At 60.0% G+C, this 12,646-nt stretch carries 10 protein-coding genes and 1 pseudogene; 5 read left to right on the top strand and 6 right to left on the bottom strand.

Annotated features, from left to right (window positions below; genetic code table 11):
* Window positions 1-9: 9 nt before the first annotated feature.
* The 4 genes from CKA81_RS13825 to CKA81_RS13810 are packed head-to-tail and all read right to left on the bottom strand — an operon-like array spanning window position 10 to window position 4,551.
* Window positions 10-843 carry an alpha/beta hydrolase gene (locus tag CKA81_RS13825; RefSeq protein WP_128355805.1) on the bottom strand — a complete coding sequence of 278 codons (834 nt, stop codon included), beginning with the start codon at window positions 841-843 and terminating at the stop codon, window positions 10-12.
* A gap of 2 nt (window positions 844-845) precedes the next feature.
* Window positions 846-2,312 carry an NAD-dependent succinate-semialdehyde dehydrogenase gene (locus CKA81_RS13820; RefSeq protein WP_128355804.1) on the bottom strand — a complete coding sequence of 489 codons (1,467 nt, stop codon included), beginning with the start codon at window positions 2,310-2,312 and terminating at the stop codon, window positions 846-848.
* Complete coding sequence (locus tag CKA81_RS13815) at window positions 2,312-3,529, bottom strand: iron-containing alcohol dehydrogenase (RefSeq protein WP_128355803.1); 1,218 nt, start codon at window positions 3,527-3,529, stop codon at window positions 2,312-2,314. Before CKA81_RS13815 ends, CKA81_RS13820 begins: the two co-directional genes overlap by 1 nt.
* Window positions 3,530-3,543: 14 nt before the next feature.
* Window positions 3,544-4,551 carry an Ldh family oxidoreductase gene (locus CKA81_RS13810; protein WP_199287546.1) on the bottom strand — a complete coding sequence of 336 codons (1,008 nt, stop codon included), beginning with the start codon at window positions 4,549-4,551 and terminating at the stop codon, window positions 3,544-3,546.
* A gap of 95 nt (window positions 4,552-4,646) precedes the next feature.
* On the opposite strand from CKA81_RS13810, the gene CKA81_RS13805 reads away from it, so the two are divergent.
* The 5 genes from CKA81_RS13805 to CKA81_RS13785 all read left to right on the top strand — a co-directional run bounded on the left by CKA81_RS13805 (window position 4,647) and on the right by CKA81_RS13785 (window position 9,589).
* Window positions 4,647-5,330, top strand: coding sequence for a GntR family transcriptional regulator (locus CKA81_RS13805; RefSeq protein WP_128355801.1), 684 nt, complete (start codon window positions 4,647-4,649; stop codon window positions 5,328-5,330).
* 3 nt (window positions 5,331-5,333) lie between these two features.
* Window positions 5,334-6,962, top strand: a complete 1,629-nt coding sequence (locus tag CKA81_RS13800; protein WP_128355800.1) for a sugar ABC transporter ATP-binding protein — start codon at window positions 5,334-5,336, stop codon at window positions 6,960-6,962.
* The gene (locus CKA81_RS13795) at window positions 6,928-7,917 is read left to right on the top strand and encodes an ABC transporter permease (RefSeq protein ID WP_128355799.1); all 990 of its coding nucleotides are present in this window, start codon (window positions 6,928-6,930) and stop codon (window positions 7,915-7,917) included. The genes CKA81_RS13800 and CKA81_RS13795 overlap by 35 nt, the downstream gene beginning before the upstream one ends.
* A 65-nt stretch (window positions 7,918-7,982) precedes the next feature.
* On the top strand, window positions 7,983-8,945 hold the full coding sequence (locus CKA81_RS13790; protein ID WP_128355798.1) for a substrate-binding domain-containing protein: 963 nt from the start codon (window positions 7,983-7,985) through the stop codon (window positions 8,943-8,945).
* Between the two features lie 56 nt (window positions 8,946-9,001).
* Window positions 9,002-9,589, top strand: coding sequence for a DJ-1/PfpI family protein (locus tag CKA81_RS13785; RefSeq protein ID WP_128355797.1), 588 nt, complete (start codon window positions 9,002-9,004; stop codon window positions 9,587-9,589).
* 60 nt (window positions 9,590-9,649) lie between these two features.
* Here CKA81_RS13785 and CKA81_RS13780 read toward each other — a convergent pair whose 3' ends face one another.
* Both CKA81_RS13780 and CKA81_RS17370 read right to left on the bottom strand, forming a co-directional pair.
* Entirely contained in the window at window positions 9,650-11,590 is a 1,941-nt protein-coding gene (locus CKA81_RS13780; protein WP_128355796.1) for a TRAP transporter permease, read from the bottom strand.
* A gap of 16 nt (window positions 11,591-11,606) precedes the next feature.
* Window positions 11,607-12,560: pseudogene (locus CKA81_RS17370) on the bottom strand (TAXI family TRAP transporter solute-binding subunit).
* Window positions 12,561-12,646: the final 86 nt, after the last annotated feature.

Genomic DNA, 12,646 nt, shown 5'->3' with positions numbered 1-12,646 from the left:
CAGGGGGCTTCAGTCGCCGACCAAACCGGAGAGACAAAGCCCCGCAGGGCTCTTGGGGTCCCCCAGGGCGAGGACAATGGTCATATGGTTCAGGCCGGGCTGGGCGATAAATTCCGCCTCTGGAACATCGTGCTGCAACAAAGACGCAAAGCGCTTGCCCTGGTCGTGATACGGCGGGGTGTCCATTTGCGCGAGCATCACGATGCGACGTGGCCCAGGCAATTGCTGCGATGTTAACGGCGACCACGCTGAGGCTTCAGCTGTGGTCATCTTGGCCTCGTCTTTCAGAAAGCTGCCGGGAATGTCCGTCAGATCATAGATGCCGCTAACCAGAAGCAGCCCTCGCAGCTCAGGCAAATTAACGGATGTGCTTTCCTGTGGGCCGATAGCGGCAAGATAGCTGGCCAGATGGGCGCCGGCCGAGTGGCCGCTGGCTGTCATCCTGGCCGCGTCTGCGCCGAGCTCCGACGCCATCGCTGCCAATTGCCGGGCGGCTGCGCGAACTTGGCCAACAATGGCGCCCAGCCGGGTGGCCGGCATCAAGTCGTAGGTAACCATGGCGGCAATTCCGCCTGCCGCCAGCACCGGCGCCGCGATCAATCGGTGATCTTCCTTGCTGCCCGAGCGCCAGTAACCCCCGTGGATGAACATATGTAGCGGCGCGCCTTTGGCAAGGCGTGGCGGCAAGATGATGTCCATTCGTTCACGCAGCCCGGGGCCATAAGGCACGTCGTGCCGAATATCGACCCGCGCGGCCAGCTCGCGCGATCGCGCTGCCGTTTCGGCGACGATGTCGTCAAAGTCCGGGATGAAGTCGCGATTGCGGTAGAGGTCCTGAGCCATGTTCAAAAGTCTACCGCAAAGTATTTTGGTTCCATGAACTCCAGGATGCCGGTTACGCCGCCTTCGCGCCCCAGCCCACTTTGCTTGACACCGCCAAAGGGGGCGGCAGGGTCCGACATCAAGCCACGGTTGATCGCGATCATCCCGCTTTCGATGCCCTTGCCCACCCGTAGTGCACGGGACAGATCGGCCGAATAGACATAAGCGGCCAGACCATACTCGGTATCATTCGCCAAGGCGATGGCCTCTGCTTCGTCCTCGAATCGATAGACACAGGCGACCGGACCGAATATCTCCGCATGCGCGATCTCCGCGTCCAGGGGCACCTTGTCCAGAACGGTAGGTGGATAGAAATAACCGTTACCCGGTAGCGGTTTGCCGCCAGTATGCACACGCGCGCCTTGTGCCACGGCAGCCGAAACCAGGCGGTCCAGCTTGGCCACGGCAGCGGTCGTGATCATCGGTCCCACTTCAGTGGCTTTATCGGTACCAGCACCGACCCGTAGGGCGGCCATGCGCTTGGTCAGACCAGCAACAAAGGCGTCATGGATGCCTGATTGCACATAGAACCGGTTGGCAGCGGTACAGGCCTCACCCGCATTGCGCATCTTGGCCACCATGGCGCCGTCCAGCGCCGCTTCCAGATCGGCATCGTCGAAAACCAGGAATGGCGCGTTGCCGCCCAACTCCATCGAGCACGAAACCACTGTCTTTGCTGCTTCAGCCAACAGCACTCTGCCGACCCCGGTGGACCCGGTGAACGACAGCTTGCGCACGCGCGGGTCAGCCAGCATGGCGTTCGTGATGGCGGCCGGTTGTGTGCTTGTCAGCACGTTGACCACGCCCGGCGGCACACCCGCCTGGGCGCCTAGCCGTGCCATCGCGTAGGCCGTCAGCGGGGTTTCAGAGGCGGGCTTCAAGATCACCGTGCAGCCGGCGGCCAGCGCCGGACCGATCTTGCGGGTGGCCATCGCGGCAGGAAAATTCCAGGGTGTGATCAGCACCGCGATGCCGATCGGTTGGTGATCGACCAGGATATGATGCGCGCCTGAGGGCGCATGACGAAACTCGCCAGGAATCCGCACTGCTTCTTCGGCATACCAGCGGAAGAATTCGGCGGCATAGGCGACCTCGCCACGTGCGTCCGACAGTGCCTTGCCATTTTCCAGGGAGATAAGTCTGGCCAGCTCGTCAGCGTGCTCGGTCATCAGTTGGAACCACCGGCGCAGAATCTCCGCTCGCTGGCGGGCTGGTGTCGAACGCCAGTTCGCAGCCGCGGCCTCGGCAGCATCGATGGCGCGCATTGCCTGCTCGGTGCAAGCGTCTGGAACCTCGGCCAGCAGATCGCCGGTGGCGGGATCCACAACAGGGATGCCGGTGCCGGGCAACCATTCGCCCGCTATATAAAGGCCTTGTGCATGAAGGGCCGGGTCGGCGTAGTCCTGGCCGTGTAGGGTGTCTGGTGCCATTATTGAAGGTTCCTGTCTTGCTGAATGAGGTTGGCGTCGCCCGAAAAGGCGGCGTCCAGAAGCTGACGCATGTCACGGCGATCAAGCTGACGGGGGTTATTCTGAATCAGCCTTTCGATGCCGCAAGATTGCTCTGCTACCCAGTCCAGTTGGTCTTCCGCCAGGCCAAGCTGGGCCAGCGTCGAGGGAATCCCTATCCGTCCGAACAGCGCCGAGATGGCTGGGATGACAGCCGCCCCGTCGGGTAGATTCATTACAGCGGCCATCTGCTGCAATTCTTCACCTATCGCCGGGCGATTCCACTCCATGACCCAAGGCATCAGGCAAGCCACGCCCGCGCCATGGGCGGTGTGAGTAAGGGCGCCGGCCGGGTACTGTATTGCATGAGCGGCTGCCGTGCCGGCGACGCCAAAAGCCAGGCCGGCAAAGGTTGCGCCCTGCATAACTTGCCCGCGTGCCGCCACATTGCTCCCGTCACGATAAGCGGCTTCCAGGCCTTGCCACAGCAGCGAGATCGCCCTAAGCGCGAATTGGTCCGATAAGACGTTTTTGCCAATGAACACGCGTTCCTGTGTCAGCTGTGGGGTGACGGGGCGGCGGGTGGCGGTAAATGCCTCGATGGCATGGGTCATGGCATCGGCACCCGCGATGGCGGTCAGTCCGGACGGGCAGGTCAGCGTTAGCTCTGGATCGCAAATCGCCGCAGTGGGGATCAAATGCGGGCTGGAAATACCCACCTTCAGACTGCGCTCGCTGTCGGACAGGACGGCAACCGGTGTGACTTCAGAGCCGGTGCCGGCCGTTGTCGGAATTGCGATCAGTGGCAAGATCGGCCCCGGGACTTTCAGCTCACCGTAGTAATCTTGTGGGCGCCCACCGTGGGTCAGCAATAGCGCCACGCATTTGGCCATGTCCAGGCAAGAGCCGCCGCCCACGCCGATGACGAGGTCCGGCGCGAAGTCGCGGGCTGCGTCGGCGATCAGAACAGTGGTTTCCGCCGGCACGTCGGGCAGGGTGCCGCTTTCGATGCGCAGCATCAGGCCCTTGCCTTCCAGATCGGTAATCATCGCGAGAAAGTCTGCATCCGACGCCAAGCGCTCATCAGTGACCACCAGCGCCCGACGGCCCAAGCCTTTGGCTACCAGGCCCAGCGCCCGGCGCTGCCCGGCTCCAAATATCAGTTCGCGCGGCGATCTGATCGTGCCAAAATTTTCCATGGTCTCTCTCCTTTTTATGTCCATTTGCAGTCGCCGCCCACACGTTGCAGTTCATCCAGAAGCGCGGCGGGAATATCGATCCCATCGCGTAAGGCCGCTATACGGCGGTGGCGCGCGCCATCTCCGGGCACGGCCACAGGCCGGTCAGGGTGTAGCGGGCGCGAAGCGCGTATGGCGTTCAGATATTCCGTCAACCCCGCGGCAAGGCCATCACGCGTACCCGGGTCAATCAGGATCAGCAGGTCGCCCTTGTTCGCCGGTTCGGACGCGTCCAGCGTGCCGCGTATCGCCGGGGCGAGGTCTGATCCTGCAAGTGCCGCCACCAACAGTTCAAAGGCCAATCCAAGTCCGTAGCCCTTGGCCTGGCCGAACGGTGCGATAGCGCCATGCTTGGCGGCCAGGGCATCGGTCGTAGGGCGGCCCGAGCTGTCGACGGCCCAGCCATCGGACAGCGGCTCGCCACGCAAGGCGTGGCTGTGGATCTTGCCCATGGAGACAAGGCTGGTTGCCAGATCGAGAACAAACGGCTCATCCGCCGTGGGAATGCCGATGGCAATCGGGTTGGTGCCCAACATGGCCTGGGTGCCGCCATAAGGGTGGACGAGTGCTTCACTGGTGGAAAGCACAATGCCAATGACGCCGCGTGCGGCGGCTTGTTCCGCGTAGTACGCGAGCATCCCGATGTGATTGGCATTGCGGATGGCGGCGAGTGCAATACCTGCAACTTGCAATCGGGGCATCATGGCTTCCAGCGCCGCCATCATGGCGATAGGGCCAAGTGCGCGTTGCCCATCAACTTCCAGCACGGCCGTGGTCCGCCAATGATGCAGGCCGACTGCAGCCGGGACAGCCAGCCCCTTATCGATGCGCGCGAGCAGGCGCGGTAAACGCAAGAGCCCATGCGAGGGCAGGCCTCGCAGCTCCGCTTCGATCAGGACGTCGGCTTGCAGGCATGCAGCGTCGGGCGGTGTGCCGCGATCTTCAAGCAGCCGCGCTGCGCACTGCCGTGCCCGCGCTTCCATTATCATATCGTATAGGATATTTTATTTGACATCCGATATCTTATATGCCAACATTTTTACATGTCAAGAACAACTGAACGAGGCTGCGAACGACCATGGTAGCGCTACGAGAAAAGCAGGCTGGGGCATTGGTACGCCCGCCAAGTGTGGTGGACGGTGTCTACGACAGCATCTACGAACGCCTTATGTCACTGGAGATCGCTCCCGGTGCGCGCATGCCAATCGACGTCATCGCGCGCGAGCTGAACGTGTCCCAGACGCCGGTTCGCGAGGCGCTCTCGCGGCTAGAGCGCGAGGGCCTGGTTCACAAGGCGCACCTGATTGGCTACAGCGCCGCCCCACAACTGGGGCGCAAGCAATTCGAGGATTTATTCAACTTCCGTCTGCTGGTAGAGCCCGAGGGCGCCCGATTGGCTGCCCTCAACATGACCCCCGTTGCGCTTAACCACATTGAAGAGATTGCCGCCGACATGGCGCATGGCGATGCGCCAGTCGACCGAACCAGTCGCTACTCGCGCTTTGCCCGTACCGATGCGCATTTTCATGACGAAATTCTGCGCATCGCCGGAAATGAAGTCATCCGCTCAACGCTATTCAACCAGCACGTCCACCTGCATTTGTTCCGCCTGATGTTCCATAGCCGGGTCACCCAAGAGGCACTCGAAGAACACGAGAACCTGTTGGCAGCCTTTCGTGCGCGCAATGCCGCGGCTGCAGAAGCGGCGATGCGCGTACACATAGAGCGTTCGCGCGACCGGTTAATGCTGGCCTTCGAATAAGCCATGGCTGCCACGCTTCCCATAACCGCCACGGCCCAAATGGCAGACACGTCTACCGATCCGCCGGCGCTTGCTGCTGCGGGTCTGACCAAGACCTATGGCGCCATCACCGTGCTCTCCAATGCCACCTTGGATATCCACGCGGGCGAGGTCCACGCCATCATCGGCGAGAATGGTGCGGGCAAATCCACGCTCATGAAGCTGCTGTCCGGCTATGTGCCGCCCACGGAAGGCCGCCTGCTTATGGCCGGGCAGCCTGTTGACTTCGCAGATGCTGCGGTTGCGGAGGCTGCAGGCGTGGTGCTGGTGCACCAGGAAATCCTGCTGGCGCCAGACCTGACCGTTGCAGAGAATCTTTTCCTTGGTCGTGAGCTGTCGCGTGGTGCCATGGTCGACGACCGCGCCATGAACCAGCGTACTGCCGAAGTCCTTGCTTCCATCGGCGCGCACTGCCGCCCTCGCGACCGCGTGGGTAATCTCCCGCTGGCGCAACGGCAACTGGCACAAATTGCCCGGGCGCTGCTGGAACCGCGCAAGGTAGTGATATTTGATGAACCCACCGCCGTGCTGGCCAACGACGAAGTGGCGGCGCTGTTGGATGTCGTTCGCGGACTCAGGGCAAACGGCGTTGCGGTCCTTTATATTTCACATCGCCTGGACGAGGTCGAGGCGCTGGCTGATCGAATAACAGTGTTGCGCGACGGAAAAATGATAGGCACCTGGCCCGCGTCCGACCTGACGCAGCGCAAGATGGCTGAATTGATGGTCGGCCGCGAACTGGACGTGCTGTATCCGGCAAAACGTCCCCAGCCGTCGGGCAGTCCACTGCTGTCGGTGGACCAATTGTCTGTCGATCATGGCGCGGTAGAAGCCAGCTTCGCAGTTCGACGCGGCGAAGTCCTGGGTATCGGCGGCATGATAGGCTCCGGCCGCACCGAGCTATTCGAGGGGCTGTTGGGTCTTCGGACAGCTCATGCCGTCCGGATCGACATGGCGGACCTCCCCGTCCAGCACCGCTCCGTCAAGGATTGGCGGGAACACGGCCTGGTTTACCTGACCGAAGACCGCAAGGGCAAGGGCCTGTTGCTGGAAGAGCCGCTCGCACCCAACCTGACACTCCAGGCACTGGATCGTGTCCACACGCGCCTTGCGCTGGATCGAAGCAAAGAGACCCGAGCACTGCAAAAGGCAGTGGGCGACTACGACATACGCGTGGGATCGCTTCATCTGAATGCCGGTCAGCTGTCCGGTGGAAATCAGCAAAAACTGCTGCTGGCAAAGGTAATGATGACCGACCCCTCGGTCGTCATCATCGACGAGCCTACCCGCGGCATCGATATCGGCAACAAGAGTCAAATTTACGACTTCATCGACCAACTGGTTCGATCAGGCAAAGCCTGCATTGTGATTTCGTCGGAACTCCCCGAACTGGTCGGCCTTGCCGACCGGGTTCTGGTCATGCGTGCAGGCCGCGTCGTGGCCGAACTGACCGGCGATCACATTACCGAACAGAACGTCGTCTACGCAGCCACCAGCGGCGATGCACACGAGGCAAGCCCACAAGACCGTTTAAACAGAAACGGCGCAGGAGACCAAAATGACAAGCACAACATCGAATATCCCAGTGGCTAGGCCTTCTGGCCGCATCCCCTGGGCCGCCTTGGGCCCATTCATTGCCTTGGCAATAGTGCTGTTGGTCGGCGTCATGCTGAACACCAACTTCGCTACCGGGACCAACATTGCCAACGTGGTGACACGTTCGGCGTTCATCGCCATTATCGCCATTGGCGCGACCTTCGTGATCTCGTCGGGCTGCCTGGATCTGTCGGTGGGCTCCATGATGGCCTTCGTAACCGGCATCATGATACTGATCATGAATCGGTTTGAACCCTCGATGGGCGCCAATGCGATCTTCATGGGGGCGGGCGCAGGTCTGGTGGTCGGTGCCGCCTGTGGGCTGCTGAACGGGGTGATCGTCACCGTAGGCAAGATCGAACCCTTTATTGCCACGCTGGGCACCATGGGGATCTTCCGCGCGCTGATCACATGGATGTCCGACGGCGGCTCTATCCCCATGGATAGGGCGCTGCGCGATCCTTACCGCCCGATTTACTTCGGCGACGTATTGGGCATTCCGATACCGGTGGCCATTACCTTGGCCGTGGCGCTGGTCGGTGCCTTCATCCTGTATCGCACCAAATACGGGCGCCGTTGCACGGCCGTGGGATCCAGTGCCGATGTTGCCCGCTTCTCGGGCGTGTCGGTTACCAAGGTTCGGACCATGGCTTTTGTCATACAGGGGCTGTGCGTGGCCATCGCCGCGATCTGCTATATCCCGCGTCTGGGCGCCGCGACGCCCACCACCGGCCAGCTATGGGAACTGCAGGTGATCACCGCCGTGGTGATCGGCGGCACGCTGCTACGCGGTGGCAAAGCCCGAATCTGGGGAACCGTCGCCGGTGCATTGATTCTGGAGGTAATCGCGAACCTGATGGTGCTGTCCAACATGGTTTCCGAATACCTCGTCGCCGCCGTGCAAGGCGTGATCATTATCCTCGCGATGCTTGCGCATCGCTTCATCAAGTAGCCGCCACGAGGAGGGGTGGAGGCTTTCAAGGAGAAAGAATTGACAACCATAATCAGGAGAGACAAATGAAAGCGATAACCAAAAAGGCACTTGGCCTGCTGTCCGCAGTCAGCCTCGTGGCACTAACCACCACCGGTGCCTTGGCACAAGAGAAAAAAACCATAGCCGTGTCCATCCCCGCTGCGACGCACGGCTGGACCGGCGGCGTTGTGTATCACGCGGAACAGGCCGCCAAAGAAATCAAGGCGGCATTTCCGAATATCGACGTGGTGGTGAAGACGTCGCCTTCGGCAACGGCGCAGGTATCGGCGCTGGAAGACCTGGCGGCCAGCCGCAAGCTGGATGCGCTGGTCATTTTGCCTTTTACGTCGGAAGAACTGACAGGCCCTGTTGAACAGGTCAAGGCGGCCGGTACCTTTATTGCGGTGGTCGATCGCGGCCTGACCGACCCCACCATACAGGATCTATATGTCGCCGGCGACAATATCGCCGTGGGAGCCAACACGGCGAAGTGGCTGGCTGACAAGCTGGGCAACAAAGGCAAGATCGTCGTGTTGCGTGGCATCCCGACCGTCATTGACGATGAGCGGATCAAGGGATTCACCGATGTGATGTCCAAGACTGACATCGAGATCCTGGATATTCAGTATGCCAACTGGAACCAAGACGAGGCCTTCAAGCTGATGCAAGACTACCTGGCCAAGTATCCGCATATCGATGCGGTCTGGGCCAATGATGACGACATGCTGTTGGGCGTGCTTGAGGCGATGAAGCAATCTGGCCGCAAAGAGATCCAATATGCGCTGGGTGGTAACGGCATGAAAGACGTCATCGAGCTGGTAAAAGCCAAAAACGCCATCACGCCTATCTCGACGCCTTATCCGCCATCGATGATCAAATCGGCCATCTACATGACGGCGGCCCAGTTTACCGGTCAGGCACCCATGCGCGGCAACTTCAAGCTGGATGCGCCGCTGATCACCCCAGAGAACGCAGATCAGTTCTATTTCCCTGACAGCCCATTCTGATGCAAACAGGCCGGGCCACCAAGCCTGGCCGCTCTAACTGCCCATAGGAGGACTATATGAACGGCAAGAAAATCCTCATGCTTTGCGGTGAATTCACCGAGGAATATGAGATCTTTGTTTTCCAGCAAGGCATGGAGGCCGTAGGCCATACCGTCCATGTCATTTGCCCGGATAAAAAGGCGGGCGAGATGATCCAGACATCGCTGCATGACTTCGAGGGACACCAAACCTATATCGAGCGCTTCGGGCATCTGGCCGAAATCAACAAGACCTTCTCCGAGGTGAACCTGGACGAATACGACGCGGTATATTGCGCCGGCGGGCGCGGGCCGGAATACATCCGGACCGACAAGCGCATTCAAGCCATGGTCCGTCATTTCCACGAAGAGAAAAAGCCCATCTTCACGATATGCCATGGTGTTCAGATCCTCGTCGCGGTAGACGGGGTCATTCGTGGCAAGAAAGTGGCGGCCCTGGGCGCCTGCGAGCCGGAAGTCATTCTGGCGGGCGGCACCTATATCGACGTCAAGCCGCATGAGGCCTATGTCGACGGCACCATGGTCTCGGCCAAAGGCTGGACGGGTCTGGCCGCTTTCATGCGCGAATGCATGAAAGTACTGGGAACCCAGATCACGCATACGTAAGCCGCAAGAACAGGCAAACAAGGCCAGTCGCGAACGACTGGCCTTTTGCTTGAGCGCTAGTTAAACAGCCTTCTGACAAGAAAGGCTTGTGACCCGGTGTCGATGCCGCAGCCAGATCATCAAGGCCAGGCCCATTGCAGAAAGAACAAGGCCTGCTTGCGTTGGAACGGTGGCCAGGACGGCAATGGACAGCCACGCGGCGATGTCGACAAACCGCCAACGGCTGACGCGTGCGCCACCAAAGAGATAGGCAAACGATGCCACGAATATGGCGCCGCTAAGCGCAGCTTCGAAATAGCCCACACTGAAGCTGGGGGTGAGCATAAGCGGGTACAACAGGAACAAAAACGGGATGACATAGGTGACAGCCCCTAGCGTGACTGCCCGGCGTGCAACGGCTACCCAACGCTCGCCCGCCAATCCCGCCGCCACGAAGACTCCCACGCAAACGGGCGGGGTGATGACAGACAAAGTCGCGTAGTAAAAGACGAACATGTGTGCCGCGATGGGACTGACGCCAATTTTAATGAGCGCGGGCGCGAGTGTTGCCGCGACCAGCACATAGGCAGCAGTTGTGGGAATGCCCATGCCCATAATCATGCATACTAGCGCGACAACCAGACCGATCATCAGTACAGGTGCGTTACCGTCGCCCACAATCATCGATGACAGCGTTACGCCGACCCCGGTGAGGTTGATCATGGACACTAGAATTTGCGCGCCTGCAAGCAGAATACCGACGATGATCAGTCCGGTCGCCCCCTCGTCCAACGCGCTGCGAGCTTGGCGCAGTATGGGCGCTAGCATGTTCGGATGCTTTTCCGTAGGGGGTGACTTCTTGGCAGAAGTCGATTGCAGTCGTTGCGAGACTGCTGCCACGAACATGCCGGCCACTGCACCCGCAATGCCATAAAACGCCGCCGTCTGCAGTGACATACCTTGCAGAATACCGATGGTCAGTCCAGCAATCGACAAGACGATAGAAGCCAGCCGGTCGACACGCAGAATAGTCGCCCATGCTGGAATCTGATCATCAGGCACTTGCCCCAGCTTCTCTTCTTGTGCCGTGACATGCACGGTGGCAAAGACACCCCAATAGAACAGTGCCGCCGGTAGCGCGGCTGCCGCAGCGATTGACAGGTAGTCGCTGCCGATGATTTCCGCCATGATGAAGGCAGCTGCGCCCATGATGGGAGGCGCCAGTTGGCCGCCAGTCGAGGCAACCGCCTCGACTGCGCCGGCAAGGGACGCCGGATAGCCCAGCCGCTTCATCAAGGGAATCGTAAAGGCGCCCGTGGTCGCGACGTTGCCGACCGCGCTGCCACTGACCATGCCGAATAACCCCGAAGCGATGGTTGCGATCTTGGCCGCCCCCCCAGTGGACCGACCGCTGACACGCAGGGCCAGATCCATAAACGTGGCGCCGCCACCCGAATGCAGCAGAAATGCACCGAACAGAGAGAAGATCGCAATAATTGTCGCCGCCACCCCGAGCAATGAGCCCCAAAGGCCTATATCGCTAAGCAGCAGCGTTTCGGTAATGAAATACACGTCAAAGCCGCGATGCCCCAGCGGCCCCGGAATATGCTGGCCCAGAAGCGCATAAGCCAGTCCCACGGCGACCATGGCCGGAAAGATAAGACCAATGGCTCGTCGTGACAGATCGAGTATGGTTACGACTAGCACAATGGTCATGCCGATGTGAAGCGTGCCGGCAGTGGGCAGACTGTTCATGATCGTGTCTGCGTTAAGCACGACCCACACACAGCTTGCGGTGGCCAGCAGGCCAAGCGCTGCATCTATCGCAACGCCCAGCCTCCACCACGGTGTGCCATTGAGCAATGGGTATCTGAGCAAGGCCACAAGAATGACCAGACCCAGGAAAATGGACCGCTGAACCAATGCGTCCCTTGCGCCAAAGATCGCCGTGCCTAGAACAAACAGACTCAAGGCCAAGGTCAGGGCAGTTGCCGCTTGGGATCGTAAAGGATGCATCGCCATGTATTCGCTATCGTCTTCAGCGAGCGATCAGTCGGTCAGGAACGTCCAGGCCGCGCTCCTTGAAGTAACGAATGGCGCCAGGGTGCAGAGGGGAGGCGGCATACTTTAACGTCATCTCGGCAATGTCCACGTCAGCAACATCTGCGAACGCGGCAGCTTGCACGGTCTTGTCTTCACAGATCGCCTTGACGATCTGGTAGACCGTCTCCTCATCCATTTGCGTAGAGGCAGCGGCACCGACACCGAAGCCCCAGGTTGTGTAGGCGGCGGTTCCTACGGAACTGTCTGCCGGCACGTCAACCATGGAGAGTTCAGGCATTGCCTCTTTGATTTTGTCTCGCTGACTGTCGGTCAAGCCCAGGATTTGAATAGGCGTAAAAGTGGCGATCTCGCGCGAGGACGCGTCCAGCTTCATGCCAGCCCCCGACTTTACGTAACCCACCGAGCGGTTGTCTTTGACGGCATCGACGATTTCACCGGTTGAGCCCCGTACCACATCCGGCTGGATGCCGAGCACTTCGAACACGGCGTCCGTGGTTTTTTCAGTGGCGGAGCCTTTGAGACCCGTGTTGAACTATTTTCCGTTCAGGGCTTGCAGATCGACGATGTTGGCGTCCTTTCTGACGATCGCGTTCTGGGGCGCCATGGTGTAGATCCACAGTAACCGGCTGTTGTTGGGTTTGCCGGCAAAGTCGCCGGTGCCTGCATTGGCGTGATGGATCACATTGGTGGTCACCAGTGCAAAGTCGACCTGATTACGCTCCATGCGTCGCAGGTTGTCCATGGTCGCACCGGTTTCGGTCACGGATGTGTCTACGCCTTTCACTTGTTTATTAACGACTTGCGAGACAGCGACAAAGTATCCGTAGTGGCTCGATGACGACGACGTTGTGCCAATAAGCAGCTTTTTGTCCTGCGCATGGGCAGTCAGGGGAAGCAGGCTTAGGCAGGTTGTTACGGCAGCGGTCATCAGCATGGCCCGGCGCCATGTGGAGTGAGCTTGTTTCATCGTTTGTCTCCTTGCGGTTATCAGCCATTTTTGGCTGTTATGGAAAT

Origin of the sequence: Pollutimonas thiosulfatoxidans (genome assembly GCF_004022565.1) — a bacterium.
GTDB lineage: Bacteria > Pseudomonadota > Gammaproteobacteria > Burkholderiales > Burkholderiaceae_B > Pusillimonas_D > Pusillimonas_D thiosulfatoxidans.
Note: the sequence above shows the minus strand (reverse complement) of the source record. Positions and strands in the feature narration are given on the sequence as shown.

Excerpts from the sequence above, each read along its gene's own strand:
- CKA81_RS13825 (WP_128355805.1), bottom strand. The coding sequence starts at position 843 with ATGGCTCAGGACCTCTACCGCAATCGCGACTTCATCCCGGACTTTGAC.
- CKA81_RS13820 (WP_128355804.1), bottom strand. The coding sequence starts at position 2,312 with ATGGCACCAGACACCCTACACGGCCAGGACTACGCCGACCCGGCCCTT.
- CKA81_RS13815 (WP_128355803.1), bottom strand. The coding sequence starts at position 3,529 with ATGGAAAATTTTGGCACGATCAGATCGCCGCGCGAACTGATATTTGGA.
- CKA81_RS13810 (WP_199287546.1), bottom strand. The coding sequence starts at position 4,551 with ATGGAAGCGCGGGCACGGCAGTGCGCAGCGCGGCTGCTTGAAGATCGC.
- CKA81_RS13805 (WP_128355801.1), top strand. The coding sequence starts at position 4,647 with ATGGTAGCGCTACGAGAAAAGCAGGCTGGGGCATTGGTACGCCCGCCA.
- CKA81_RS13800 (WP_128355800.1), top strand. The coding sequence starts at position 5,334 with ATGGCTGCCACGCTTCCCATAACCGCCACGGCCCAAATGGCAGACACG.
- CKA81_RS13795 (WP_128355799.1), top strand. The coding sequence starts at position 6,928 with ATGACAAGCACAACATCGAATATCCCAGTGGCTAGGCCTTCTGGCCGC.
- CKA81_RS13790 (WP_128355798.1), top strand. The coding sequence starts at position 7,983 with ATGAAAGCGATAACCAAAAAGGCACTTGGCCTGCTGTCCGCAGTCAGC.
- CKA81_RS13785 (WP_128355797.1), top strand. The coding sequence starts at position 9,002 with ATGAACGGCAAGAAAATCCTCATGCTTTGCGGTGAATTCACCGAGGAA.
- CKA81_RS13780 (WP_128355796.1), bottom strand. The coding sequence starts at position 11,590 with ATGGCGATGCATCCTTTACGATCCCAAGCGGCAACTGCCCTGACCTTG.